The 24,109-nt window shown below is 54.5% G+C and carries 18 protein-coding genes and 3 tRNA genes; 4 read left to right on the top strand and 17 right to left on the bottom strand.

Translation table 11 applies throughout. The annotated features are described in order from the left end of the window. Nucleotides 1-11: 11 nt before the first annotated feature. Together A3GO_RS0121325 and A3GO_RS0121320 are read right to left on the bottom strand one after the other, a co-directional pair. The gene (locus tag A3GO_RS0121325; protein WP_029135125.1) at nucleotides 12-989 is read right to left on the bottom strand and encodes an ABC transporter permease; all 978 of its coding nucleotides are present in this window, start codon (nucleotides 987-989) and stop codon (nucleotides 12-14) included. Next, complete coding sequence (locus A3GO_RS0121320) at nucleotides 986-3,103, bottom strand: ABC transporter substrate-binding protein (protein ID WP_037376247.1); 2,118 nt, start codon at nucleotides 3,101-3,103, stop codon at nucleotides 986-988. Before A3GO_RS0121320 ends, A3GO_RS0121325 begins: the two co-directional genes overlap by 4 nt. Before the next feature lie 313 nt (nucleotides 3,104-3,416). Between A3GO_RS0121320 and A3GO_RS0121315 the strand changes: the two genes are divergently transcribed. Beyond that, nucleotides 3,417-4,193, top strand: coding sequence for an enoyl-ACP reductase FabI (locus A3GO_RS0121315; protein ID WP_029135123.1), 777 nt, complete (start codon nucleotides 3,417-3,419; stop codon nucleotides 4,191-4,193). Between the two features lie 82 nt (nucleotides 4,194-4,275). Here the strand turns inward: A3GO_RS0121315 and A3GO_RS0121310 are convergent, their stop codons facing one another. The 13 genes from A3GO_RS0121310 to prmB all read right to left on the bottom strand — a co-directional run bounded on the left by A3GO_RS0121310 (nucleotide 4,276) and on the right by prmB (nucleotide 18,261). Beyond that, nucleotides 4,276-6,195 carry a SurA N-terminal domain-containing protein gene (locus A3GO_RS0121310; RefSeq protein ID WP_029135122.1) on the bottom strand — a complete coding sequence of 640 codons (1,920 nt, stop codon included), beginning with the start codon at nucleotides 6,193-6,195 and terminating at the stop codon, nucleotides 4,276-4,278. A gap of 74 nt (nucleotides 6,196-6,269) precedes the next feature. After that, nucleotides 6,270-6,346, bottom strand: a tRNA-Asp gene (locus A3GO_RS0121305). Between the two features lie 5 nt (nucleotides 6,347-6,351). Further along, a tRNA-Val gene (locus A3GO_RS0121300) sits at nucleotides 6,352-6,427 on the bottom strand. Nucleotides 6,428-6,439: 12 nt separating this feature from the next. After that, entirely contained in the window at nucleotides 6,440-6,712 is a 273-nt protein-coding gene (locus A3GO_RS0121295; protein WP_029135121.1) for an HU family DNA-binding protein, read from the bottom strand. Between the two features lie 349 nt (nucleotides 6,713-7,061). Next, nucleotides 7,062-9,512: an endopeptidase La gene (gene lon, locus A3GO_RS0121290; protein ID WP_029135120.1), complete on the bottom strand. Its 2,451-nt coding sequence runs from the start codon at nucleotides 9,510-9,512 to the stop codon at nucleotides 7,062-7,064. A 334-nt stretch (nucleotides 9,513-9,846) separates the two neighbouring features. After that, entirely contained in the window at nucleotides 9,847-11,118 is a 1,272-nt protein-coding gene (gene clpX, locus A3GO_RS0121285; RefSeq protein ID WP_029135119.1) for an ATP-dependent Clp protease ATP-binding subunit ClpX, read from the bottom strand. A 173-nt stretch (nucleotides 11,119-11,291) separates the two neighbouring features. Beyond that, nucleotides 11,292-11,936, bottom strand: coding sequence for an ATP-dependent Clp endopeptidase proteolytic subunit ClpP (gene clpP, locus A3GO_RS0121280; protein WP_029135118.1), 645 nt, complete (start codon nucleotides 11,934-11,936; stop codon nucleotides 11,292-11,294). A gap of 27 nt (nucleotides 11,937-11,963) precedes the next feature. Then, nucleotides 11,964-13,289 (bottom strand): trigger factor, encoded by a 1,326-nt coding sequence (gene tig, locus A3GO_RS0121275; RefSeq protein ID WP_029135117.1) that lies wholly within the window; start codon nucleotides 13,287-13,289, stop codon nucleotides 11,964-11,966. Between the two features lie 430 nt (nucleotides 13,290-13,719). Then, nucleotides 13,720-13,804 (bottom strand) — tRNA-Leu (locus A3GO_RS0121270). A gap of 152 nt (nucleotides 13,805-13,956) precedes the next feature. After that, the gene (locus A3GO_RS0121265) at nucleotides 13,957-15,525 is read right to left on the bottom strand and encodes a long-chain-fatty-acid--CoA ligase (RefSeq protein ID WP_029135116.1); all 1,569 of its coding nucleotides are present in this window, start codon (nucleotides 15,523-15,525) and stop codon (nucleotides 13,957-13,959) included. Nucleotides 15,526-15,632: 107 nt separating this feature from the next. Continuing rightward, complete coding sequence (gene hemN / locus A3GO_RS0121260; RefSeq protein ID WP_029135115.1) at nucleotides 15,633-17,018, bottom strand: oxygen-independent coproporphyrinogen III oxidase; 1,386 nt, start codon at nucleotides 17,016-17,018, stop codon at nucleotides 15,633-15,635. A gap of 2 nt (nucleotides 17,019-17,020) precedes the next feature. Then, nucleotides 17,021-17,338, bottom strand: coding sequence for a hypothetical protein (locus A3GO_RS0121255; protein ID WP_029135114.1), 318 nt, complete (start codon nucleotides 17,336-17,338; stop codon nucleotides 17,021-17,023). Nucleotides 17,339-17,346: 8 nt separating this feature from the next. Continuing rightward, a complete protein-coding gene (prmB, locus tag A3GO_RS0121250) occupies nucleotides 17,347-18,261 on the bottom strand; it encodes a 50S ribosomal protein L3 N(5)-glutamine methyltransferase (protein WP_029135113.1) in 915 nt (304 codons plus the stop codon). Nucleotides 18,262-18,811: 550 nt separating this feature from the next. Between prmB and A3GO_RS25545 the strand changes: the two genes are divergently transcribed. From A3GO_RS25545 to A3GO_RS24935, 3 genes are all read left to right on the top strand, one after another. Continuing rightward, nucleotides 18,812-20,758 (top strand): sensor histidine kinase, encoded by a 1,947-nt coding sequence (locus tag A3GO_RS25545; RefSeq protein WP_051302763.1) that lies wholly within the window; start codon nucleotides 18,812-18,814, stop codon nucleotides 20,756-20,758. 203 nt (nucleotides 20,759-20,961) lie between these two features. Continuing rightward, nucleotides 20,962-21,201 carry a hypothetical protein gene (locus tag A3GO_RS26415; protein ID WP_169720436.1) on the top strand — a complete coding sequence of 80 codons (240 nt, stop codon included), beginning with the start codon at nucleotides 20,962-20,964 and terminating at the stop codon, nucleotides 21,199-21,201. Beyond that, the gene (locus A3GO_RS24935) at nucleotides 21,158-22,621 is read left to right on the top strand and encodes a methyl-accepting chemotaxis protein (protein ID WP_051302761.1); all 1,464 of its coding nucleotides are present in this window, start codon (nucleotides 21,158-21,160) and stop codon (nucleotides 22,619-22,621) included. Before A3GO_RS26415 ends, A3GO_RS24935 begins: the two co-directional genes overlap by 44 nt. A 247-nt stretch (nucleotides 22,622-22,868) precedes the next feature. Here the strand turns inward: A3GO_RS24935 and A3GO_RS24930 are convergent, their stop codons facing one another. Both A3GO_RS24930 and A3GO_RS0121230 read right to left on the bottom strand, forming a co-directional pair. Next, nucleotides 22,869-23,345 (bottom strand): Rrf2 family transcriptional regulator, encoded by a 477-nt coding sequence (locus A3GO_RS24930; RefSeq protein ID WP_037376241.1) that lies wholly within the window; start codon nucleotides 23,343-23,345, stop codon nucleotides 22,869-22,871. Between the two features lie 228 nt (nucleotides 23,346-23,573). Beyond that, nucleotides 23,574-24,068: a DUF1249 domain-containing protein gene (locus A3GO_RS0121230; protein ID WP_418064565.1), complete on the bottom strand. Its 495-nt coding sequence runs from the start codon at nucleotides 24,066-24,068 to the stop codon at nucleotides 23,574-23,576. Nucleotides 24,069-24,109 lie beyond the last annotated feature (41 nt).

The raw sequence follows: 24,109 nt of genomic DNA, 5'->3' as shown, positions 1-24,109 counted from the left end.
CAGACCACTCATCATGATAGCCGCACCCTCGGGTCCACCAACGTATAGGAGATATCGGTCAATAGCAGCCCGATGATATAGAGCACCGATCCCAGGAACACCATGGCGCGCACAATGGCGAAATCCTGCCGATTGATGGCGTCGATGGTGTAGCTGCCCAGGCCGGGAATACCGAAGAACGACTCGGTGATCAGGCTACCCATGAACAGCAGGGGCAACACCACCACCACTCCGGTGAGGATCGGTATCATGGCGTTTTTCAGCACATGCCGGAACAGCACTATGCCCTCGGAAAGCCCCTTGGCACGGGCCGTTCGGACATAGTCCCGGTTGATCTCTTCGAGAAACAGCGTGCGGTACCAGCGCGTCCCTGAGCCGATGCCCCCCACCACGCCGATCAGCACCGGCAGGATCAGAAATTTGACGGCCGCGAAGCCGGTGTCATACCCGGAAATAGGCATCAGATGCAGCAGCTTACTCACCAGATACTGACCACCGATAATATAAAAAAGCCCCGAAATCGACATCATCACCACACAGAGCACCACACTCCAGATATCGATATAGGTGGCACGAAAAAACGCAATCAACAGCGCATAGGTGATATTCACCAGCAGCCCGATCAGCAGCACCGGCACCGCAATGGCTAGGCTTGGCCACATCCGCTGGGAGATGTCATAGCCGATATCCCGGTCACTGTCGGAGGTACCAAAATCGAACTGAAACAGCTTCAGGGATTTTTGGAAGAAGATGGTATCGGTCACTTGCCCCACACCCTGACTGGCCGAATTAAACAGCAGTGGCTTGTCATAGCCGCGCTCGGCCTTCCAGTTCTCTATCGCCTCCGGGGTCACCCGTTTCATACCCAGGTTCATGCGCGCCATGTCATCCGGTGAATTGACCACGAAAAACAGCACGAAAGTGAGGATATTCACCCCGATCAGAATCGGGATGGCGTAGAGAATCCGCCGCACGATATAGGCGATCATCGGGCGGCACTCCGTTCATGGCGGCGATACACCAGCATCGCCGGCACGGTGCTGGCCATCAGCACCAGCACCAGCAGCACCAGCGGCCAGACCACAGGGGGATTCCAGGCCTGCTGACGCGCATTGCGCGTCGCGGGGTCGATGCGTTTGTACTTGAGGGTATTGTTGGCCATCAGATTGGGTTTCACGTTCCCGTACCAGTCGTGATAGAGCGAGAAAGCCTTGGGATAAAATCCCCAGATCCAGGGGGCGTCGTGGCGCAGGATATCCACCATGCGATCGATAATCTCCTGGCGCTCGGGACTGTTCTCCATGTTTTTCATCTGGTCGAACAGTGCATTGAATTCCGGATTGTCATAATTGACCGCATTCTCGCCGGCATGCTCCACCTTGCCGTTGGGCCCATAGAGCAGAAACAGGAAATTTTCCGGATCCGGGTAATCGGCATTCCAGCCGAACATGAACAGCTGGCCCGTGCCCTTGCGCAGCTTCTCCTGAAACCGGTTGTAGTCAGTGGCCCGGATCACCAGCTGAATCCCCAGCTGTTTGAGCTGCTTGCGCATCCAGTTGAGTTGCGCCTTGCTATCCGGCCCCGCCGAGGCCGACTCGTAATTCAGCACCAGCGGCCTTCCGGTGCGGATGCTCTTGCCGTTGGGATAACCCGCCTTGGCCATCAATGCGCGCGCCTCCTGCAGGGACTTGCGCCTGGGTTTACCCTTTTCGATATCGAACACCACCGGATTGATCCCCTCTGGTCCCTCGCGACTGCCGAAGATACCCAGCGGCAGGGGACCGTGGGCCACCACCCCGCGACCATTCAGAAAGATGGAGATGTACTCCTCAAAATTGACCGCGATGGAGATAGCCTGGCGCAGGTAGCGATTCTCCTCGGAATCACCACCGATGACCGGGTCAGCCATGTTGAAACCCAGATAGAAGATCGAGGTCTCCACGGCGGTGGCCAGTTTGATATTCCGCTCCAGCATCTCATCGGTCAGATTGGCCTCACCGCCGGAACCGAACTTGACCGCCTGGTCAAAGCTGTCCGAACTGACACCGGAGGTATCGTAGTAACCCTGCAGGAACTTGTTCCAGCGGGGTATCACCTCCTGCTCCAGACTGTAGACCGCCTTGTCGATCAGCGGCAGTGCTTTGCCCGCATCGTCCAGCATGCCGTTTTCACCATCCTCCGGTTCACCCTGCAACGGATAGGCCTCGCCATGAAAGTGGGGATTGCGCGCCAGTACCATGCGCAAATTGGGATTGTTCTCCGCGAGCATGAACGGGCCGGTGCCGATGGGATACCAGTTCAGGCTGATGTTGCGTTTATCCAGCCCCGGCTGGCTGTAAAACAGGTCCGCCTCCCAGGGCATGGGAGCGAAAAAAGTCATGGCCAGCCAATAGACAAACTGGGGATATTTGCCCCGCAGCCGCACCTTGAAACGGTAGCGGTCGAGTTGGGTGACGCCCGCCATTCGGTATTGCCTGAGGTCAATAAAACCGCCATTGTCGCCGGCAGCTGTCAACTCACTGGCAAATTCCGAAAACCCGACAATGTACTCCGCCATGATGCTGGCGATCGGTGAGTGGAGCCGGGGGTTGGCCAGACGCTTGATCTGGTAAATAAAATCTTCAGCGGTTGCCTCGCGTGTACCAGTGTGGGGGAAATCCGCCAGGGTGTTGAACCGTTCCACGGCCTCTTCAGTGAGCTGATGATAACGATAGACCCCCGCATCGTCCTTTGCTAACGCAGGATGGGGCTGATACCGCATGCCCGGTTTGATATGTATCTCATAGTCGCTGAAGGCGACGTCAGCGACCGGGGCATCATCCGGCAGCGGATTTCCCGCCTGGTCTAGAAACAGCGGCTCCGGCACCTTTTCAGCGGCCAACGGGACCAGTTGGTAGGGCCGTTTCAAAAAGTGGTACTGCAGCGGGGGCTCATAGATCTGCGCGATAAAGGCATATTCATTGGCCGCATAGGAGCGGGCAGGATCGAGATGCTTGGGTCGCTCGGAAAACGAGCTGTAGAGGGTATTGGACTTTGCCTCGCTGGCGGGATAGGGGGCATTCCAGGCGCGCTCTCCACAGCCATTGAGCAGTATCAGCAGCATGGCAATCAATCCAGCCGCCGGCCATCCACTCCCGACCGTGCATCCGTGAATCCGTCTTGCCACTTGTTTCCTCAGGCGTCTCATTTTTTATTGTTGATCACTCAATGGGCGATGGAGCGACATCTGCAGTGTATTAACCAGTATGTGCCGCACAAAACCTGCCGCCAGAACAGCAGCATATATTAGAACAGACCAACAAAAAACCGTCGGGTTCTTTTCGGGCCGAAGCTTTTCCGGTACCTTAGGACTGCCCGGCCTCCACCACGTCCGGTGCACTCAAACTCTCTTTCATACGAAGCTTCAAGGATTTTACATGGGTTTCCTACAAGACAAACGCATCCTCATCGTCGGCGTGGCCAGCAACCGTTCCATCGCCTGGGGCACCGCCAAGGCCATGCATCGCGAAGGGGCGCAGCTGGCCTTTACCGCACAGGGCGACAAGCTGTTGGAGCGGGTGCAAAAGATGGCGGCGGAGCTGGATTCAGACATTGTCCTGCCAATGGATGTCACCTCTGACGAACAGATCGAGGCTGTGTTTACCGAACTGGCCAAACATTGGGACGGTCTGGACGGCATTGTTCATTCTGTCGGATTTGCCCCCCGCGACCAGCTTGAAGGGAGCTATATCGATGCGGTCACCCGGGAAGGATTCAGCATCGCTCACGATATCAGCGCCTACAGTTTTGCCGCATTGGCCAAAGCAGGCCGGTCGATGATGCAGGGACGTAACGGCGCACTGATCACTATGAGTTACCTGGGGGCGGTCCGCACCATTCCCAATTACAACGTTATGGGTATCGCCAAGGCCAGCCTGGAGGCCAGCGTTAAATATATGGCCGATTCCCTGGGACCGGAAGGGACCCGGGTCAACGCCATTTCGGCCGGACCGATCCGGACCCTGGCCGCATCCGGCATCAGCGGTTTCAAAGGCATGCTCGCGGAAGCGGAAAAGAAGAACCCGCTGCGTCGCAATGTCACCATTGAAGAAGTGGGCAACGCCGCCGCCTTCCTCTGCTCCGATCTGGCCTCAGGAATTACCGGCGACATTCTCTATGTGGATTCCGGTTACCATATCGTCGGCATGGCTTGACAGGACAACCCCGACACCTCCGGGACAGACCAAAAAAAGCCGCCACCCCAAGACTGTGGGGTGGCGGCTTTTTTCATTGCGCTCAGTTATCTGATGACTTGTTGGTGATGATCACATCAGCCTCTGCGCGCAGATTACCCTGCAGATGCTGGAAATAGCTCTTGCCGCGTGACTGCGTCAAGGCGTTATTCAGGACGGCCTCACCACCCAACTCGTTGGCGTCCGCCAACGTGCCGTCGGTCACTGCATGCAGCGCGATCAGTGCCAGATCACCGCTTGCCATCGCCAACTGACCATAAACCGGCATGTCCCCTTCCGGGCGGGGCATCAGGAAGAGATGCTTGACCAGATCTGCCGGGACATCCCGTTCATCACGACTGATCACCTTGCGCGGCTTAATCGTGACACCCTTCTCTTCGGCAATAGCTGCCAGCGTCTCACCCTTCGTGAGTCCACTCACCAATTCAGCACCCTCACGGGCAGCCTGCTCGACAGCCTTCTCCACCCGCAGTTTATCGCGTATGGCCTGCTTCACCTGATCCAGCGATTTGACAGCAGCCTCTTCATGATCCACAACTCGCAGCACCATGACATGCTCCGGATTAAGCTCGATCGCCTCGCTGTTGTTTCCCGATATCAACACATCCTCGCTGAACGCAGCAGCGATCACTTTGGGCGCCCCAAGCATGCCTTCACCACCATCACGCGTGATCCAGTCACTCTCTTTGGGTTCTATACCCAGGGCATCCGCTGCGGGCTGCAGACTGTGTGATTCTTCGTAAGCGATGTTACCCAGCCGCTCGGCATACTCGTAGAACAGACGTTCAGCCTCGGCTTTCAGATAGGCCTGTTCCACTTCATCCCGTGCCTCGTCAAAAGACTTGCCGGTCGATTCACGAATCTCGGTCAATTTGATGACATGAAAACCAAAGGGCGTACGCACCAGATCACTAATCTCACCCGGCTGCAGATTGAATACGGCCTCATCAAATGCCGGCTCCATAACTCCGGTCTCAAAAAATCCCAGATCGCCGCCCTCTTCGGCGGAACCGGGATCCTGGGAAACCGCCTTGGCGACAGCGGCAAAATCTTCTCCCCCGCGCACCCGGTCCAGTGCCGCCTGCGCCACACTCCTGGCCTGCACAACAGCCGCATCATCACTCCCCTCATCGACGGCGATCAGAATATGACTCGCGCGACGCTGCTCGGCGGTCTTGTAGAGGGACTGATGCTGGTTGTAGTAAGCCTGCAGCGCCTCATCGTCCGCCGTCAGGCTCTTGGCAATACTGGCGATATCCAGATCAAGATATCTGATCTTAACCCGCTCTGGCGCCATGTAATCATTTTGATGCGCGGCATAGTAGGCTTCCACAGCTTCGTCATCGACCTCTATACCACTGAGGAAATTCGCCGCCGGAAGAATGAGATACTCAAAATCACGGCGCTGCAGTCTCAGCTGGGCCAGATTCAGCAGTTCCGAGCGAGTGGTAAACTCGGAACCGGTAACTGCCTTGGAGAGCTGCTCACTCACCAGACCACGACGAATCTGCTGCTCGAAGCCGGCGGGCGTCAATCCCTGCAGGCGGACCCCTCGTTCATAGGCATCTTGACTGAATCGACCATCAACCTGAAAACCCGAAAGTGAGGCAATCACCTGTTTCACCAGGTCATCACCGACCCGCAAACCCAGCTCCTCCGATTTTTGCATCAGCAGGTTATTGCGAATCATCAGCTGAAGCACTTCCTGCCGCAGTTGTGCCTCGTCAATCATCTCCGGACGGTAGTTATCACCCAACCGTTGACGCAGGTTTTCGCGGAAATCCCGATAGCCGCTTTCAAATTCACGCTGGGTGATCTCCTGGCCATTGACCGTGGCCGCAACAGACTCGGAGCCACCGCCAAGATAGGAGTTAATACCGAAGAGTGCAAAAGGCACACTGATGAGAATAACTATGAACCAGGCGACCACTCCCTGGGCGCGTTCCCTGATGGACTGAAGCATGACGTACCTGAAATCCGAAATCTGGATAGTAAAAAAAACGGGGTATCCTAGGATACCCCGCATCTTCTCACCTATGGCGGAGCGGACGGGGCTCGAACCCGCGACCCCCGGCGTGACAGGCCGGTATTCTAACCAACTGAACTACCGCTCCGAAAATGGTGGGTGCTGAGGGGATCGAACCCCCGACCCTCGCCTTGTAAGGGCGATGCTCTCCCAGCTGAGCTAAGCACCCGCTGAAGGCGCGCTAGTTTACGGCATCCTTAAGGGCTTTACCAGCCTTGAATGAAGGATTCTTGGATGCCTTAATCTCGATGGTAGCGCCGGTCTGTGGGTTCCGACCAGTGCGCGCAGCTCGCTCACGCACGGAGAAAGAACCGAAGCCGATGACTGATACTTGATCCCCACTTTTCAGCGCCTCGGTGATGGCTGCAATCATACCATCCAGTGCGCGACCAGCGGCTGCTTTGGATATATCTGCAGAATCTGCCATCGCATCGATCAGTTCCGTCTTATTCATTAGTCGTCTCCCCTAAGGTTATAAAAAAACGCTGTGAGCAGCGTGGGTTAAAACTTTATCAGCTACCGTTGCAGGTGTGCGAAACGGGGTCAATTTATACCAGTGGCCCGGAAGAAGTGTCAAGCAAACAAGTCCCAAAAGCCTAATTTTATGCGGTTTCCAGGCGAATACACACACCCGTCACACATAAATAAAACACCAAAACCTATACGGCCGATTCACTCGACCGGACAACCCGTTGTTTCGGCACACAATACAACCGGTAACACACTAACAACAGCACACGACAGGAAGAAATCGATTAATTTCCTCCCGCGGTGCGGTTTTGACGATAAAAGCTGGGTATCGATCAGTGTCGGGTCAAGCCGCCACCCTTCTTGACACTTTTCTTTGCCGTTCGCGGCTTACTCTTGGCAACCTCGGCAATGTCACTCTGTTCTTGTAGCGGCGTCGGCATATGAACCAGCGCAATCTCCAGCGCCTGCTCTACCCAACGGACAGGCAGAATTTCAAGATTCTGCTTGATGTTCTTGGGTATCTCGACGAGATCACGTTCGTTCTCTTCGGGTATGATCACCGTCTTGATCCCCCCGCGGTGAGCAGCCAGCAACTTCTCTTTCAGACCGCCGATGGGCAGCACCTCACCCCGGAGTGTGATTTCACCCGTCATGGCGACGTCTGCTCTTACCGGTATCTGCGTCAATGCGGAGACCAGGCAGGTACACATACCGATACCGGCACTGGGACCATCCTTCGGAGTCGCCCCCTCCGGCACGTGAACATGCACATCCAGTTTCTGATAGAAATCGTTCTCGATGCCCAGTGCCGCCGCCCGACTTCTGACTACCGTCATTGCCGCCTGGATCGACTCCTGCATCACATCGCCCAACTGCCCGGTGTGGGTCAGTCGACCCTTGCCGGGCACCAGGGCCGTTTCAATCTTCAGCAGTTCTCCACCTACTTCGGTCCACGCCAGTCCCGTCACCTGACCGACCTGATCATAGTCCTCCACCTCGCCATATCTGAAGCGTTTCACACCCAAATATTTATCCAGGCTTGCCGGTGTAATAGTCACCTTCTTGCCGGACTTGGTCAGAAGAATGTCCTTGACCACTTTACGACAGATTTTGGAGATTTCCCGCTCCAGATTCCGCACACCGGCTTCGCGGCTGTAATAACGGATAATGTCACGGATTACTGCCTCCTTGAACACGATCTCGGTCGCCTTCAAACCATTGTTCTCAATCTGCTTGGGCACCAGATAACGCATGGCGATATTGACCTTTTCATCCTCGGTGTATCCCGACAGCCGTATCACTTCCATACGATCCAGCAAGGCAGCCGGTACATTCAGTGTGTTGGCGGTGGCCACAAACATCACTTCCGACAGATCAAAATCCACCTCCAGGTAATGATCTCCAAAGGTATGATTCTGCTCGGGGTCCAGCACTTCAAGCAGCGCGGAAGCCGGGTCGCCACGGAAATCCATGGCCATCTTGTCGATTTCATCCAACAGGAACAGTGGGTTCCTGGTACCTATCTTTGACAGGTTCTGGATTATTTTTCCCGGCAGCGCGCCGATATAGGTGCGCCGATGCCCACGAATTTCCGCCTCGTCACGCACACCACCGAGCGCCATACGTATAAATTTACGATTGGTCGCGCGGGCAATCGACTGCCCGACCGAGGTCTTACCAACACCCGGGGGCCCCACCAAGCAAAGAATAGGACCCTTCAGTTTGCGCACCCGCTGCTGCACAGCCAGATACTCGATAATCCGCTCTTTTACTTTCTCCAGACCATAGTGATCCTTTTCCAACACATCTTCCGCAGCCTTTAGGTCATTGCGAATCTTGCTGCGTTTCTTCCACGGCACATTCACCAGGGTATCAATGTAGTTTCTCACCACAGAGGCCTCTGCGGACATTGGTGACATCAGCTTCAACTTGTTCAGTTCCGCCACCGCCTTGGTCTTGGCCTCCTTCGGCATGCCCGCGGACTCAATGCGGTTTTCCAGATCTTCGATCTCATTGGGCGCCTCATCCATCTCGCCCAACTCTTTCTGAATCGCTTTCATCTGTTCATTCAGATAATACTCGCGTTGGTTCTTTTCCATCTGGCGCTTGACCCGGCCGCGAATCCGCTTTTCCATCTGCAGCAGATCATTCTCGGCCTCCATCAGGCTCATCAGGTGTTCCAGACGGTCACCTATATTTGCCATCTCAAGCACACCCTGCTTTTCATCCAGCTTCAGTGACATGTGAGCAGCCATGGTATCTGCCAGACGACTGGGAGACTCAATGCTGGAAAGTGAGGTGAGCACTTCAGGGGGTATCTTTTTATTCAGCTTTACATACTGATCGAACAGCGCAATGGCCGAACGCATCAGGACCTCGAGCTCCCGATCATCATCCGGCGTGACATCCTCGACACGGGAAAATTCGGCCGAAAAATAGCCATCCGCCTCAGAAATATCGCTTAGTTTGGAACGTGAGCCACCCTCGACCAGCACTTTTACCGTACCATCCGGCAGTTTGAGCAGCTGAAGGATATTCGCCAGGGTTCCAACCGTGTACATATCCGCAACCGCCGGCTCATCGGTCTCCGCACTTTTTTGCGCCACCAGGATGATCTGCTTGTCCTCTCTCATGGCTGCATCCAGCGCCTTGATGGACTTTTCACGGCCAACAAAAAGCGGTATCACCATATGCGGATAAACCACTACATCCCGCAACGGAAGCACGGGGATTTTTGTAACCGAATCTGCTATCCGGGGATTACTTATATCGTCTTGACCCATGGAGGGCACTCCTTCTGTTACGGCCTATTGGCTGCTGCATGACTGCATAGCAGTCGCCCGTCAAACTGACTTGTCATCCAATAGTGCGGAATGGGTAGCGGCATATCACGATCCTGCCGTTCAGTGGATGGTGGGGGCTTAGCTCGAACATTTCAAGTTATTAGGCAGCGCACTTTACAGGGTAATAGCATCAGCGGCCCTGACGCTGGCCCGATTAATCAAGGCATTAGTTTAATGAACCCGGTTAAAGCAGAAAAACCGCTGCCTTGTAACCCGGTCAGCGGTTTTATATAAACCGGACATGAGCCTGTCCGGCTTTCAGCACATGACATGATCAATCAGCCGCAACCATCTTCTTCTCACCACCTTCATAAATAATGTAGGGGGCATTTTCACCGGTGATAACCGCCTCATCCACCACCACTTTGGAGACGTTTTCCAGTGACGGCAGGTCATACATGGTATCCAGCAACACCTGCTCCATAATGGTTCGCAGACCTCGGGCCCCCGTTTTCCGCTCCATCGCCTTACGCGCAATCGCGGACAGGGCATCCGACCGGAACTCCAGTTCACAATCTTCCATCTCGAACAGACGATGGTACTGCTTCACCAGGGCATTCTTGGGTTCTGTAAGAATACGCACCAGGGCCTCTTCATCAAGTTCCTCAAGGGTTGCCACCACGGGCAGCCTGCCGACAAACTCGGGAATCAGTCCGTACTGAATCAGGTCCTCCGGTTCCACGTTGGTTAGAATCTCGCCCACCTTGCGGGAAACATCCTTGCTGTGCACCTCCGCCGAGAAACCGATTCCCCCTTTCTCGGAGCGATTACGAATCACCTTATCAAGACCGGCAAAGGCACCGCCCACCACGAACAGAATATTGGAGGTATCCACCTGCAGAAATTCCTGCTGGGGATGCTTGCGACCGCCCTGGGGCGGAACCGAGGCAACCGTTCCCTCTATCAGTTTCAACAATGCCTGCTGTACACCCTCGCCGGACACGTCACGGGTGATGGAGGGATTGTCTGATTTGCGGGAAATCTTGTCGATTTCATCAATATAGACAATACCGGTCTGAGCCTTTTCAACATCATAATCACACTTCTGCAACAGCTTCTGAATGATATTCTCGACATCCTCACCTACATAACCGGCTTCGGTGAGCGTGGTGGCATCAGCGATGGTGAATGGCACATTGAGCATCCGTGCAAGCGTCTCAGCCAACAGGGTCTTACCGGATCCGGTTGGACCGATCAGCAGGATATTACTCTTGGCGATCTCGATCTCGTCCTTGTTCTTGCTGGTATCAAGCCGCTTGTAGTGATTGTACACCGCCACCGAAAGCACTTTTTTTGCTCGAGCCTGACCAATCACATATTGATCAAGCAACGCACTCAGTTCGTGAGGTTTCGGCAGTTTTCCAGCGCTCTCGACACTGCCTTCCTGCATCTCCTCACGGATAATGTCGTTGCACAGCTCTACGCACTCATCACAGATAAATACCGATGGACCGGCTATGAGCTTACGAACTTCATGCTGACTCTTTCCGCAGAATGAGCAATAAAGCAACTTGCCGTCATCGCCTCTTGTCTTGTCGTCACCCATGAAGCCATCCTCTCGCTATTTCAGTCAACCCGCTTTCTGTCATAAATAATGTATAAGGCTGATCGAACTTCATTACAACCCCCAACACATAATCACCTGGATGAAACGAGTTGAAGCCACAGTGAAAAATATATCAATTTTTCCAATAAAAACAGGCTGTTAATCCGAGAAAATCACTCGGCAGCAGCACCGTCAGGACGCCGACTCAGTACTTTATCGATAAGTCCGTAGGCAACCGCATTCTCGCCGCTCATGAAATTATCACGATCGGTATCCTTCGCGATGGTCTCGAGCGACTGCCCGGTGTGCGTGGCCATAATATTGTTCAGCTTGTCACGTAACAGGAGAATCTCCTTGGCGTGGATCTCGATATCCGTTGCCTGTCCCTGAAAACCACCCAGGGGTTGGTGGATCATCATTCGGGAGTTGGGCAGACAATAACGCTTGCCCTTTTCTCCACCAGCCAGCAACAGTGCACCCATACTGGCCGCCTGACCTATGCACATGGTGCTGATATGGGGTTTTACAAACTGCATGGTGTCATAGATTGCCAGCCCGGCACTCACGGAACCGCCGGGTGAATTTATGTAGATATGGATATCCTTGTCCGGATTCTCAGACTCCAGGAAAAGCAACTGGGCCACGATCAGATTGGCCATGTTGTCTTCAACCTGACCGACCAGGAAGATAACGCGCTCCTTGAGCAGTCGCGAATAGATATCATAAGAACGCTCCCCCCTTGATGTCTGTTCGACCACCATGGGAATCAGTCCCAGATTCGTTGCATCCAATCCGCCCATATTTCGTATATCGGTCATGCTGAATTGATCCTTTATATCCTGGCTTTATTCGTTTACCGCATCGACATCCGGCGTTGCCGGATTCATCACTTCGTCAAAGCCTTTTGCGGCATCCTCAACCTTGACCTGATCAAGCACCCAATCCACCACCTGATCTTCAAGAACCAGGTTCTGGATACCGGAAAGTTGTTCTTTATTACCGTAATAGTAATCAACAACCTGCTGGGGATCTTCATATGACTGGGCAAATTGCTCAATCTTCTGACGTACCCGATCTTCATCCAACTCAATATTGTTACTACTAAGAACCTCTGCAATGATCAGTCCAAGGGTAACACGTTTCTTTGCCTGATCCTCAAACAGCTCAACCGGCAGATTGAGGTTATTCCCCTGGCCACCCTGGGCCAGATTGGCCTTGGTCTGCTGCAGTAATACCTCGGCCTCACGCTTGACCAGCGCCTTCGGCACTTCCAGATCATTGACCTGCAACAGTGCATCCATCGCCTGTTCTTTAACAAGACTGCGGATCTTATCCTCGAGCTCACGGGTCATGTTGGCGCGGATCTCTTTATAGAATCCGTCTACGCCCTCTTCGGAGATGCCGAAGGCCTTGGTAAACTCTTCATTAACCTCGGGCAGTACCGCTTCAGAAACCTTGGTAACCTCAACCTCGAATGTGGCGGGTTTACCTGCCAGCTTTTCTGCATGGTAGCTCTCGGGGAAGGTCAGCTCCAGGGTACGCGCCTCACCGGCCTTGGCACCAACCAACCCCTCCTCAAAACCTTCGATCATGCCCTTGGAACCCAGTTCCAGTGGAATGCCTTCTGCAGAGCCCCCTTCAAAGGCCTCGCCATCCATGTAGCCTTTGAAATTGATGGTGATCTGATCACCTTCCTGCGCCGCGCGATCCACTTCATTCCAGGTAATCCGTTGTTTGCGCAACTTCTCAACCATTTCGTTCAGATCTTCATCGGTCACTTCCACCACAGGGCGTTTTATCGTTACATCACCCAGTGAATTGAGAGTGACCTCCGGCATCACTTCAAAAACCGCCACATAAGCCATGCCTTCATTGACACTTTTTTCCACCGGCTCGATGGCAGGCTCTCCGGCAGGATTCAACTTCTCCTGCATCAGCGCTTCAAAATAGCTGGACTGCACCAGATCGCCAAACACCTCCTGTTTGGCATCATTGGAAAAACGCTTGCGTACTACCGACAGAGGCACCTTGCCCGGGCGAAAACCATCCAGCCTGACGGTCCGTGCAATCTCTTTCAGCCGTTTCTCCACTGCCTGATTTACCTTCTCAGCAGGGAGTTCAACTGTCATACGACGCTCAAGCCCTTCACTCGCTTCAACCGACACTTGCATGAAAACCTCTTCTGGCAGTGTTTACTGCCATTCCTCTGTCTTTAGTTAAAAGTGGTTACCGCTGACGCAGTAGCCGAAAGTTAGCCCGTTCGGGGCGGTATAACCGGTCGGCAACCGAAGGGACACAGCACCCCGTTCAGTATCCGGACACGCTTCGAAGAACTGTTACTAACCTCATGTAAATCAAGTTATTAGATAACTTCTACCGAGATTGAAATGTACACAGCCACTTGCAAATAAGCCGGCTATTGTACCTAAAAACAACCTATATTAAAGCGTATTTTGCCGCTAAGGTCGGATCATGCCAGGGAAAAGCGGCGTGAATCCCGGGCCTCACAGACACAAAAGGGAAGCAGTTATGCCACACGGGTCCACATGAGCCAGGAAAACCGGGATGATCAAAGCGAGAAAACATGGCTAAAAAAGAGAATGGTGCCGTCCGGGAGACTTGAACTCCCACACCTTGCGGTACCAGAACCTAAATCTGGCGTGTCTACCAATTCCACCAGGACGGCATATCGGGGCTGATTATAGAGAGGCCGCCGGGGAAAGGTCAATTCATGAAGCCTTTGGCAAGACTGGCCGTCGCGGCTGAAGCCACCCCTGCCACCTGCGCCACGCTTGAACTGCGAAAAAACTTCGCCATACCCCTGCGTGAACTTTTTGCTCAATCCGGGCTGCGGATATCGATTCCCCGCTCAAGCTCCCCACTCTTGCGCAGTTCCCGCTTGAGTATCTTACCGGCCGCATTCTTGGGCAGGTTTGGACAGAGTTGGATCTTCCTCGGCACCTCATGCCGCCCCAGGTTTTCGCGACAATAGGCCCTGATCTCGGCTGCGGCAAGCTGTTCATCCTCTTTCAATACCACGTAAGCCACGGGGATCTCACCATGCAGTTCGCTCGGCTCGCCAACGACCGCGGCCTCCAGAATCGCCGGATGGGCATAGAGCAACTCCTCCACCATGCGCGGATAAACATTCATGCCGTTCACAATAATCATGTCCTTTTTGCGATCGACAATATAGACATAGCCATCGGCATCCTTGTAGCCGAGATCCCCCGTCCTTACCCATTCACCAAAGAAACTCTCGGCAGTTTCTTCGGGCAGATTCCAGTACCCCTTCATCACATTGGGTCCCTTGACACAGATTTCACCAATGCTGTCGATACCGATCCGCTGGCCGGCGTCATCGTAAATTTCCATCTCCACCTCCGGTACCGGCAGTCCGACCGAGGCCGGTTTTCGCACCCCGTCGACCGGGTTGACACAGGTGACCGGCGAACACTCGGTCGGCCCATCCCCCTCACACACCGGCATGCCAAAACGCTCCTCAAACTGGTGCATGATCGCCTCCGGCATGGCGGCGCCACCGGATACGCAATAGCGGATACTCGACCAGCGCCTGACCTGCTCCTCCGGCATACGCAACAGCACGTTATACATGCTGGGAACACCGAGAAACACCGTGGCTCCCACCGCCTCGATCACTTCCGAGACCGTGACAGGATCAAACTTCGGTACCGGCGCCAGACTGAATCCATGCAACAGAGGTGTCAGGGTGCCGACAGTGGCGGCAAAGGAGTGGAACATGGGCAACACCACCAGCAGACGATCTTCACCCGCCCGCAACTGCAGGGCGGCCTTAACGCTACAGGTATTGGAAACCAGGTTACGGTGGGTCAGCATAGCGCCCTTGGGATGACCGGTGGTTCCCGAGGTGTAAAGAATCGCTGCCAGATCTTCATCCGGATCAAGCACCGGCCGGGGTGTCGGGGCGCCGCTCCGACAGAGTGCCGCAAAATCCAGATCCTGCGGATTGACATCTTCACCACCGATACAGACGGCAAAACCCAGCGTTGCCAGCTCATCACGAAAGGCCGCAACGCCCGCCGCCATCAGATGATGATAGATCAGGCCAGTGACTCCGGCATCCTTGAGGATATAGAGAATCTCGCGCGGATTAAGCAGCAGGTTGACCGGGACCACCACCGCGCCCGCCTTGACAATGCCGGCGTAGGCGATGGCAAATTCGGCCGAGTTGACGCAATAGAGGGCGATGCGGTCTCCCTTGCCGACGCCCTGCCCGGCCAGTGCTGCCGCCACCGCATCAGACTGTTGATCGACCTGGCCGAAGGTCACGTTGCTATCAGCAAACAGAATGGCCGGCTGATCACCATAGCGCTCAGCCGTTGCTCGCATCATCTCCGGGATAGAGGGTGTCGTTGCTACTGTCATGTCCGGTTTTCCTGCTGATAAGGGATAGCGCAGGATAAAACCTGACATTGCCTGATGCAATGGAGTCTGTTGTCCGGTTCATCCCTGAAACCGGACATGGGCTCAGATCAGATCACCTTGGAGAAGTTTTTCTGCTGCACACCGGCCGACAGATAGCGATCGAAGGCCATGCAGATATTGCGGATCAGCAGGCGCCCCCTGGGCAGTACCCTGACACCACTCTCATCCATCGTGATCAACCCGTCGGATACCATGCCCGGCAGGCGTGCCAGCTCGCTGGCGAAGTAGTCGGCGAAGCGGATGCCCCACACCTGCTCCACCGCGGAGAAATCCAGTACAAAGTTACAGATCAGGCGGGTAATGACATCGCGCCGGATCAGATCATCCGTGGTCAGCTCAATGCCCCGGAACACCGCCAGCTTGCCGGCATCAATGGCACCATAATACTCGTCCAGGCCACGCTCGTTCTGGCTGTAGGTATTGCCGACCATGCCGATCGAGGTGACTCCCATGGCCACCAGATCACAATCGGAGTGGGTGGAATAGCCCTGGAAATTTCGATACAGCGTCCCTTCCCGTTGTGCCACGGCCAGCTCATCATCCGGACGGGCAAAGTGGTCCATACCGATATAGACATAGCCGGCACTGGTCAGGTGGTCGATGGTCATCTGCAGGATATCCAGCTTCACCTGGGCGGCCGGAAGGTCCTGGGCATGGATGCGTCGCTGCGGCTTGAACAACTCCGGAAGATGGGCGTAATTGAACACCGAGAGACGGTCCGGCCCCACCTCGATCACCCGGTCCAGGGTCTTGGTGAAGCTCTCCACGGTCTGAAACGGCAGGCCGTAGATGAGATCAATACTGACCGAGCGGAACTTGTTGTCGCGGGCCGCCTCCAGCACCGCCATGGTTTCGGCCTCTGACTGGATGCGATTCACCGCCTTCTGCACCCGGTCATCCAGATCCTGGACGCCAAGACTCAGGCGATTGAAGCCCACCTCGCGCAGGGTGCGGATGGTCTCCGCTGTCGCCTCGCGCGGATCGATCTCGATTGAATACTCGCCCTTGTCATCATCCGCCAGGGTGAAGTGCTCACCGGTCACCCGCATCAGCTCCTGCATCTCCTGGTGACTGATGAAGGTGGGTGTTCCCCCGCCCCAGTGCAGCTGTTCCACTACCCGGCTCTTGTCAAACATCGCCCCCTGCATGGCAATCTCTTTGTGCACCCGGTCCAGATAAGTGGCCGCCATGCTGCGATCCTTGGTGGCGATCTTGTTACAGGCGCAATAGAAGCAGATGGTGTCGCAGAACGGAATATGAAAATAGAGCGAAAGGGGCCCGCCCTGCTCATTGGTGGCCGCTGCGGCCGCCCGGTACTCCGCCTCGCCGAAGCCCTCGTGGAACTGGGGCGCGGTGGGATAGGATGTGTACCTGGGTCCGGAATAGTCGTACTTATTGATCAAATCCAGATCAAATACCAGTGACTGATCCATGCTTAGTCCTCACTTACATCGAGTCCCCGGCGATGGGTCTCGTTGATCTGTTGCAGAAGAATGTGAAAGGGGATCTCGTCCCCATGGCGATTGGCCACCTCGATAAAAGGCAGATCCTCACGTCCGAAGGCATAGGTGCCGTTGCACATCGCGTCAAAGAGCTGGTCGATGCCGCGCTCCAACGGCTCAAGATAGGCGGGGAATGTCGCCATCTCCTCCATCTCGTAAAGCAGGCACTCCTTCAGATCACCGACTTCAAATTTGGCCTGTTTTACCCACTCCGCATACTCTTGCGCAGTGCGCGCGCGTTGTATCGCCATGTTATTGCCTATCCTTCATCAAACACATCTTGATATTCATTGAGTTGCTCGGCGGTGAGCAGAAAAACCCCGTGACCGCCGCGTTCAAAATCCAGCCAGAGGAAGGGCACATCGGGAAAACGTTCGCCCAGAGCATATTCGCTGTTGCCCACTTCGACCACCAGAATACCCTCCGGTTCGAGATAATCGGCAGCTTCCCGAAGAATGCGGCAGACGATATCCAGCCCGTCCTCTCCGGCCGCCAGCCCCAGGGCCGGCTCCTGGTGGTACTCATCCGGCAGGCCTTCCATCTCCTCCAGACTGACATAGGGAGGGTTACTGACAATGATGTCGTAATGACGCCCCCGCAAGCCATCGAACAGGTCGGAACGGATCGCCTCCACCCGCCCCTCCAGGTTGTGGCGCTCGATATTGATCGCGGCCACTTCCAGGGCCTCCGCCGAGATGTCCACCGCATCCACATCCGCCTCTTCAAAGGCATAGGCGCAACCTATGGCGATACAGCCACTGCCGGTGCAGAGATCCAGTACCCGGCTCACTGTCTCCGACTGGATCCAGGGCTCAAAATGGGCCTCTATCAGTTCGGCAATGGGTGAACGCGGCACCAGGACCTTGTCATTGATATAAAAATCCAGCCCGGCGAAGGTCGCCTCGTGGGTCAGGTAGGCAGCGGGTATGCGCCGGATGATGCGTTCCTGAAACAGGCTATACACCCGCTCCTTCTCATCCGGGGTCAAGCTCGCTTCCAGGTAGGCCGGGGGCAGATCCTGCGGCAGATAAAGCGCATGCAGCGTCAGCCTGATCGCCTCATCAAAGGGATTATCCGTCCCGTGACCGTAATAGAGTCCGGCCTCAGTGAACCGACTGGCACCCCAGCGGATAAAATCCCTCAGGGTATTCAGATTTTCGATCGCATCAGTCATGTAGGGACCACCAGCAGAAGATCGTAAATGATAGCTTATTTGGCTGGTCTCTGGAATCGGCAGGGATTATTGTCCGACACCGGCAGGCCGGTATTATTAAGCCCATGCCTTTGATAAAGCGGATAGTATTTCAATACGACATGCGGTTTCATGATACCTTTGCGCGTAGCAGGATGAGAAGATCGCCCCGTCAGACGAAACGATCGCGTTGCCGCCAAGCATGTGCGGGTTCCGTTTCAACGATGGTTTCCCAGCTTCAATCGGTGTACATCAAAGCGCATCTATCCAAACCTCTCTAATCCGTGTCATTTTATCCCACTACGCAGGCTGCCCGAACCGGCCATCGGCCACATCAGCCCGCTGGCGTGGATAGAGCACCCTGAATCGGCAGCTATCGATCTCCATCACCTATGAGATGGAAAAGGAAATCAATGTCATTGAAGCGCTACCGAAGGTGGCTGAGTACCCGGTGTATCTTCAATCATGGGTAGCCTTTTGTGATCTCTGCTATAAGCTGTATAGACCGCAGGAATAAACACAGTCAGCCAACATGAAACTGCTCAAGATGCTTAAAACCCAGATCGCCGCGGCGCTGGTACTGATCATGTTGTTGTTCGGGACAATATTCGCCTTGAGCATGATGGCCCTGAATGAACAACAGAGCTACAACATCCTGCTGAATATCTCCTCCCGACTCGAACAGACAGCGCAAAACCTGGTTTCCCTCGGCATGAATTACGCGATGAACATCCCCCAGGACAGCAGCAGTTATGAGCGTGACGTAAAACTGTACTACAGAGCCATGCACGATCAGATCGAAATGCTCGACACTATCACCAACAGTTTTATGACGGCCGAGTTCCCCCCCGCACTTACTGAAATAGGCGACTCTTTTCGGGCCGACCTGACACCGGCCACAGAGCAGGCGGTAACCACTGTCGAGGAGCTCTGGAAAGACTTTCGCGGTGGTATCGTGAATGCGCTCGACACCGATAACGGTAACGACATGCCGCGCCTGAATGAGGCCGCAAGCTATATCGCCCGCTATAACGCACCCTTTCTCGCCTCCATCAATATCCTGCACACCCGGATTCAACAACAGACCGAACAGCGACTGACGCAGGTTTATCAACTGTATATCAGCCTGCTGTTTGCAGCGGTGATCATCACTTTTGGCGTATTCGCCTGGTTTTTTCTGGTAGTACTGAAACCTCTACGCCATGCCGTAAACGGTTTCCAGCGGGTGACCCAGGGAGATTTCGGCTATCAGGTTCCAATAGCGGGTGACAACGAACTGGCCCTGATGACACGCTCATTCAACCTCCTCTCACTGCGACTGCATACCCTGTTCCGGCTGATTGACCAGATACAGCAAGGGTCGGATCTGAATGAGACGCTTGGTTTTGTCGCCAAGGAGTTTTCCGCACTGCTGCCACTTGACTGGGTCGGGGCACTTTTTGTCGCTGGTGACAATAACACGATGGTACTGGAGGGGAGCTACCGTAACGGACAACCGGAGATTACGCAGCGAAGCCGCTACCCGTTGAGAAACACCCTGCTGCTCAAGGCGCTGGAGTCGGGCGAACCACTGCATATACCTGACATGTCATCCACCATAACCAATCCCGACTACCAGTTTCTCAACCACCTGATTTCGGAAGGGATCAAAGACGCCATTTTCCTCCCCATCACCGATGCCAGTCCGATCCCCGGTATCCTGGCATTTGGCACCTGCAAGGCGGATACCTATACGCCGGAACACCTGGAACTGCTGACCAACATCGCCGGCCTCATCACCCACAGTTTTGGCCGCACCTTTAAACTGGCGGAACATAGTCGACTCGCCGCAATCGGCAGTTTCGCCTCGGGTATCGCCCATGAAATCCGCAGCCCACTTTCCACTATCAGCATGGCATTGGACTATTTTCAGGATGCCGAACTGCCTGGTTCGGCCAACAAAAGGGCCCTGCTGGCCCAGAAAGAAACGGCACGGATGGCACGACTGCTGGAGGAGATCCTGCTCTACGCCAAGCCGCTCCAGCTAAGGCTGGAGCTAGTCGATATCAAGCAGCTGCTTGCCGAGCTGTTTGAGGCCCACAGGGATATCGCCCTGGAGAAGCAACAGCAATTTGAATTGATAGCACCCGAGAACGATCTGAAAATACTTGGCGACCCGGACCGGCTGATACAGATTTTCCTTAATCTTGCCAATAACGCCTGTGAGGCCGGAGCGCTTAATGAATCGATCCATTGGCGTCTGGAAAAGGATGAGATCACCAGTTCCCTGATAATCAGCGTGACAAATCAGGGGAGCCCAATTCAGGAAGAACATCTGTCACAGCTTTTTAACCCGTTTTTTACCACCAAAACGCACGGAACCGGACTTGGACTCAGCATTGTCAAACGGATTGTCGAGGCGCACGGGGGGGAGATAGCGATCACCTCGAGTGAACAGCAGGGGACCACAGTCAGACTGTTGATGCCGCTGGCGTCATGAGCCACTAGCAAGAAGTTGAGATTGCCTGGATTTTGGACATGGAGTATTCACCCGGTTTCGGGGTGTCTAAAGGATTAATAAAATTAGCCGATATACGGTGAACTGTACTCTTGTACAACCGTGATAAGCGGCAGGATGCGAGTTTTATCCGGAAGCAAACAAATAAATATAATAAATAAATATAAAATTAGGGGGTGTTAAAAATGAGCATGTTTAGCAATCGGAAGCTGAGCATACGCTTTCTGCTATTGACGATCTTATTGGCGGTCGTTGTGGTGATTGAAAGTGGCACGATCATCGTGGACAACATGGCAATAACGGATCAATCCACCCAACTCGCCGAAAAAAAAAATCCCTATTCTCAACAAGGCCCACAAACTGAAGCTGTCAGTAGTTCAGGTGCAGCAGTGGCTCACCGACATCAGCGCCACACGTGGTCGTGACGGGCTGGATGACGGTTTTACCGAGGCGGAGAATAATGCCAAAGAGTTCAGGAAACTGATTAATGATCTCGTCGTGCTTGATACTGAACATGCCTCGCACTACCGGGCAATGCTACCGGTTTTCAATGCCTATTACGATGTCGGGAAACGGATGGCCCAGGCCTATATCGACGAGGGACCATCCGGTGGTAATCAGATGATGGCGCAATTTGATGAGGTTGCCGCTAAGATGGCCGAACAGGTGAATAGTTTTCTCACCGAGGTTGATGAGGGGACGACAGCCGCGTTGTCGAAGCAACTGGTTTTAGCCTCATCAACCGGGCGCTCTATTGTTATCGGCTCCCTAATAGTCCTGCTTGGCGTTGGTCTCGTCTATCTGCTCATGGCGCGGGCGTTGGCCTATCTGCCAAAAGTAGTGATGGAGTTGCAGCGAATGGCCGAAGGTGACCTGACCTCCTCCATCGATGTGACTCGCCGGGATGAATTCGGGGACTTGATGCAAGGTCTGCAATTCACACAACTACGGCTGTTGGAGATGATTTCACAAATCGGCGCGACCACGGCACAGCTCTCCACAGTGGCGGAAGAGGTGTCGGTGGTAACCACACAGACCAGTGCCAATATTCAGCAGCAGCAGTCCGAAACGGATCAGATCGCAACGGCCATGAACCAAATGAGCGCTACCGTGCGGGAGGTGGCGGAGAGTGTTGGCAATACAGCCAACGCTGCAAAAGGCGCTAATACCGAAGCCGGGAAAGGCCGCAAGGTCGTGGAAGAGGCGGTGCAAGGAGTCCAGCAACTGGCTGGACAGATTGAACAAGCCTCAGAGGTTATGGCCGGGGTAGAGCGGGATAGCGAAAATATCAATACCGTGCTGGATGTGATCAAAGGCATTGCGGAACAGACCAACCTGTTGGCGTTGAATGCAGCAATCGAAGCAGCCCGCGCCGGAGAACAGGGGCGCGGATTCGCCGTGGTGGCAGACGAAGTGCGAACCCTGGCGGGTCGAACCCAGGAGTCCACCGCGGAGATCCACCAGATAATCGAAAAACTCCAGTCAGGCTCGCGCGCCGCGGTCCAGGCGATGAATCAGAGTCGGGAGCAGGCCAGATCTGTTGTAGATCAGTCATCCCTGGCGAGGTCCTCATTAACGACCATCGTGGATTCAGTATCGAAAATTGATGAAATGAGCAGCCAGATCGCGACCGCGGCGGAAGAACAGAGCACCGTGACAGAAGATATGAACCGTAATATCGTCAGGATCAACGATATGGCGACGCAAAACGCCCTGGGCGCAAATCAGACTTCCCAGGCCGGTCAAGCACTGGCGCGCATGGCGGCAGAGCTGCAAGGACTGGTTGGGCAGTTCCGGGTTGAAGGAGCGGCTATTCAGCCCGCATCAGATCAAGGGATAACTTGACAAGTCCAATGTGGCCTGCAGTTGTACCCATCCGCCTTGACTGCAGGCAGGACCGGAGGGTCTGCTGCCCGGCAAACGAACTTCGAATCCGGCCGGGTGCAGGTAATCCTCGAACCACCCACCACGCCAACAACCAAAACTGCGTCGTCACGGCGCTACGCGACATGTCTGGCGCACCAACAGTAAAGGCCATCCTTGCGGATGGCCTTTACTCGCATGCACAGCGGGGAAATCTATATAGTCCGGATTACGCGGCAGCGGTATCCGCACGTGGCATAATCGGCTCCTTGTTCTGCTCTTTCCGGCAACCCTGCTCCTTCAAGCCACCACGTTCGACCAGCTCAGCCAATGTGATGCTCTGTAGGAAAGAGAAAATCTCGTTACTGAGATCATCCCAGAGATTGTGGGTCAGGCAACGCTTGCCATCCTGACAATCGCGATTTCCACCACAGCGGGTAAACTCCACCCACTCGTCGACCGCACAGATAATGTCTGCGATGGATATCTCATCTGCTTCACGCCCCAGATAATAGCCGCCACCCGGCCCGCGCACGCCTTTAACCAGTTGCTTGCTCCGCAGGGCGGCAAACAACTGCTCAAGGTAAGACAGCGATATACCCTGGGTTTCGGAAATCTCAGCCAGAGTGACCGGTCCGTCAGTGCCATTAAGGGTAAGATCCAGCATTGCGGTTACGGCGTAACGCCCTTTGGTCGATAGTCTCATAATTTCAGTTCCGTTCGGTGAATAATTACCTACGTCTTTACTTGGTTATAAAACTATCATTTCCCTATGGAAATTGTCAACATTTATTGGATTGGCTCCAATCACAAAAAGAAATAAATCCTGTAATTAGTAACTTTTACTTAAATAACAGCTAGTTGACCGAACACGCAGGGAACTTGATGTGAACTGGGAGGGGAAAGATATTAAGAAAAAACCCTCTGCGCCGCCTCAAACCGGCAAAAGACTCTCTTGCTCGAGACCAGCAATTGCATGTCGGGGCAGAAAACAGTGGCCCTGCCGGGCTGAATAAGCGAGCCACTTGGAAAGAAACAGACTGATTCTCCATTTCTGTTCGAGCGTCGGATGAATCACCCCCCTGTTCAGTGGGAGTATATGCTGCTTAAGGCTCAGCACCTCCGCCTGGCGTGAATCATGGTAGATTCTGATGGTGGCGTCGGGATCGGGCAATTGTCCCGTTTCATGGGCAAAATAGTAAGTCAGATGCAGCAAACTGGTGTATGGGGTCTGCTCCAGGACCTCCAGGTAGAGGTCCGTGGCGCCATCCAGGCGCGACAGGTATCGGCCCTGCATATGCCGCATGTCAGGCGCCAGGCGCGTTAGATAATGATAATTCTCTTCACACAGATCCATTAGCCAGCCGACTGTCGGTTTTCCCGACAGCAGCATTTTCAAGTTCCATGGATAATGGGGTCTGCGCCGCACGTCTCTCCTCCGCTACATATGGGCATCGGGCGCCCAAATCA

The organism is Sedimenticola selenatireducens DSM 17993 (genome assembly GCF_000428045.1).
Lineage (GTDB): Bacteria > Pseudomonadota > Gammaproteobacteria > Chromatiales > Chromatiaceae > Sedimenticola > Sedimenticola selenatireducens.
Note: the sequence above shows the minus strand (reverse complement) of the source record. Positions and strands in the feature narration are given on the sequence as shown.

What these genes read in the sequence shown, in the direction of transcription:
- A3GO_RS0121325 (WP_029135125.1), bottom strand. Translation starts at nt 989, where the DNA reads ATGATCGCCTATATCGTGCGGCGGATTCTCTACGCCATCCCGATTCTG.
- A3GO_RS0121320 (WP_037376247.1), bottom strand. Translation starts at nt 3,103, where the DNA reads ATGCTGCTGATACTGCTCAATGGCTGTGGAGAGCGCGCCTGGAATGCC.
- A3GO_RS0121315 (WP_029135123.1), top strand. Translation starts at nt 3,417, where the DNA reads ATGGGTTTCCTACAAGACAAACGCATCCTCATCGTCGGCGTGGCCAGC.
- A3GO_RS0121310 (WP_029135122.1), bottom strand. Translation starts at nt 6,195, where the DNA reads ATGCTTCAGTCCATCAGGGAACGCGCCCAGGGAGTGGTCGCCTGGTTC.
- A3GO_RS0121295 (WP_029135121.1), bottom strand. Translation starts at nt 6,712, where the DNA reads ATGAATAAGACGGAACTGATCGATGCGATGGCAGATTCTGCAGATATA.
- lon (WP_029135120.1), bottom strand. Translation starts at nt 9,512, where the DNA reads ATGGGTCAAGACGATATAAGTAATCCCCGGATAGCAGATTCGGTTACA.
- clpX (WP_029135119.1), bottom strand. Translation starts at nt 11,118, where the DNA reads ATGGGTGACGACAAGACAAGAGGCGATGACGGCAAGTTGCTTTATTGC.
- clpP (WP_029135118.1), bottom strand. Translation starts at nt 11,936, where the DNA reads ATGACCGATATACGAAATATGGGCGGATTGGATGCAACGAATCTGGGA.
- tig (WP_029135117.1), bottom strand. Translation starts at nt 13,289, where the DNA reads ATGCAAGTGTCGGTTGAAGCGAGTGAAGGGCTTGAGCGTCGTATGACA.
- A3GO_RS0121265 (WP_029135116.1), bottom strand. Translation starts at nt 15,525, where the DNA reads ATGACAGTAGCAACGACACCCTCTATCCCGGAGATGATGCGAGCAACG.
- hemN (WP_029135115.1), bottom strand. Translation starts at nt 17,018, where the DNA reads ATGGATCAGTCACTGGTATTTGATCTGGATTTGATCAATAAGTACGAC.
- A3GO_RS0121255 (WP_029135114.1), bottom strand. Translation starts at nt 17,338, where the DNA reads ATGGCGATACAACGCGCGCGCACTGCGCAAGAGTATGCGGAGTGGGTA.
- prmB (WP_029135113.1), bottom strand. Translation starts at nt 18,261, where the DNA reads ATGACTGATGCGATCGAAAATCTGAATACCCTGAGGGATTTTATCCGC.
- A3GO_RS25545 (WP_051302763.1), top strand. Translation starts at nt 18,812, where the DNA reads ATGAAACTGCTCAAGATGCTTAAAACCCAGATCGCCGCGGCGCTGGTA.
- A3GO_RS26415 (WP_169720436.1), top strand. Translation starts at nt 20,962, where the DNA reads ATGAGCATGTTTAGCAATCGGAAGCTGAGCATACGCTTTCTGCTATTG.
- A3GO_RS24930 (WP_037376241.1), bottom strand. Translation starts at nt 23,345, where the DNA reads ATGAGACTATCGACCAAAGGGCGTTACGCCGTAACCGCAATGCTGGAT.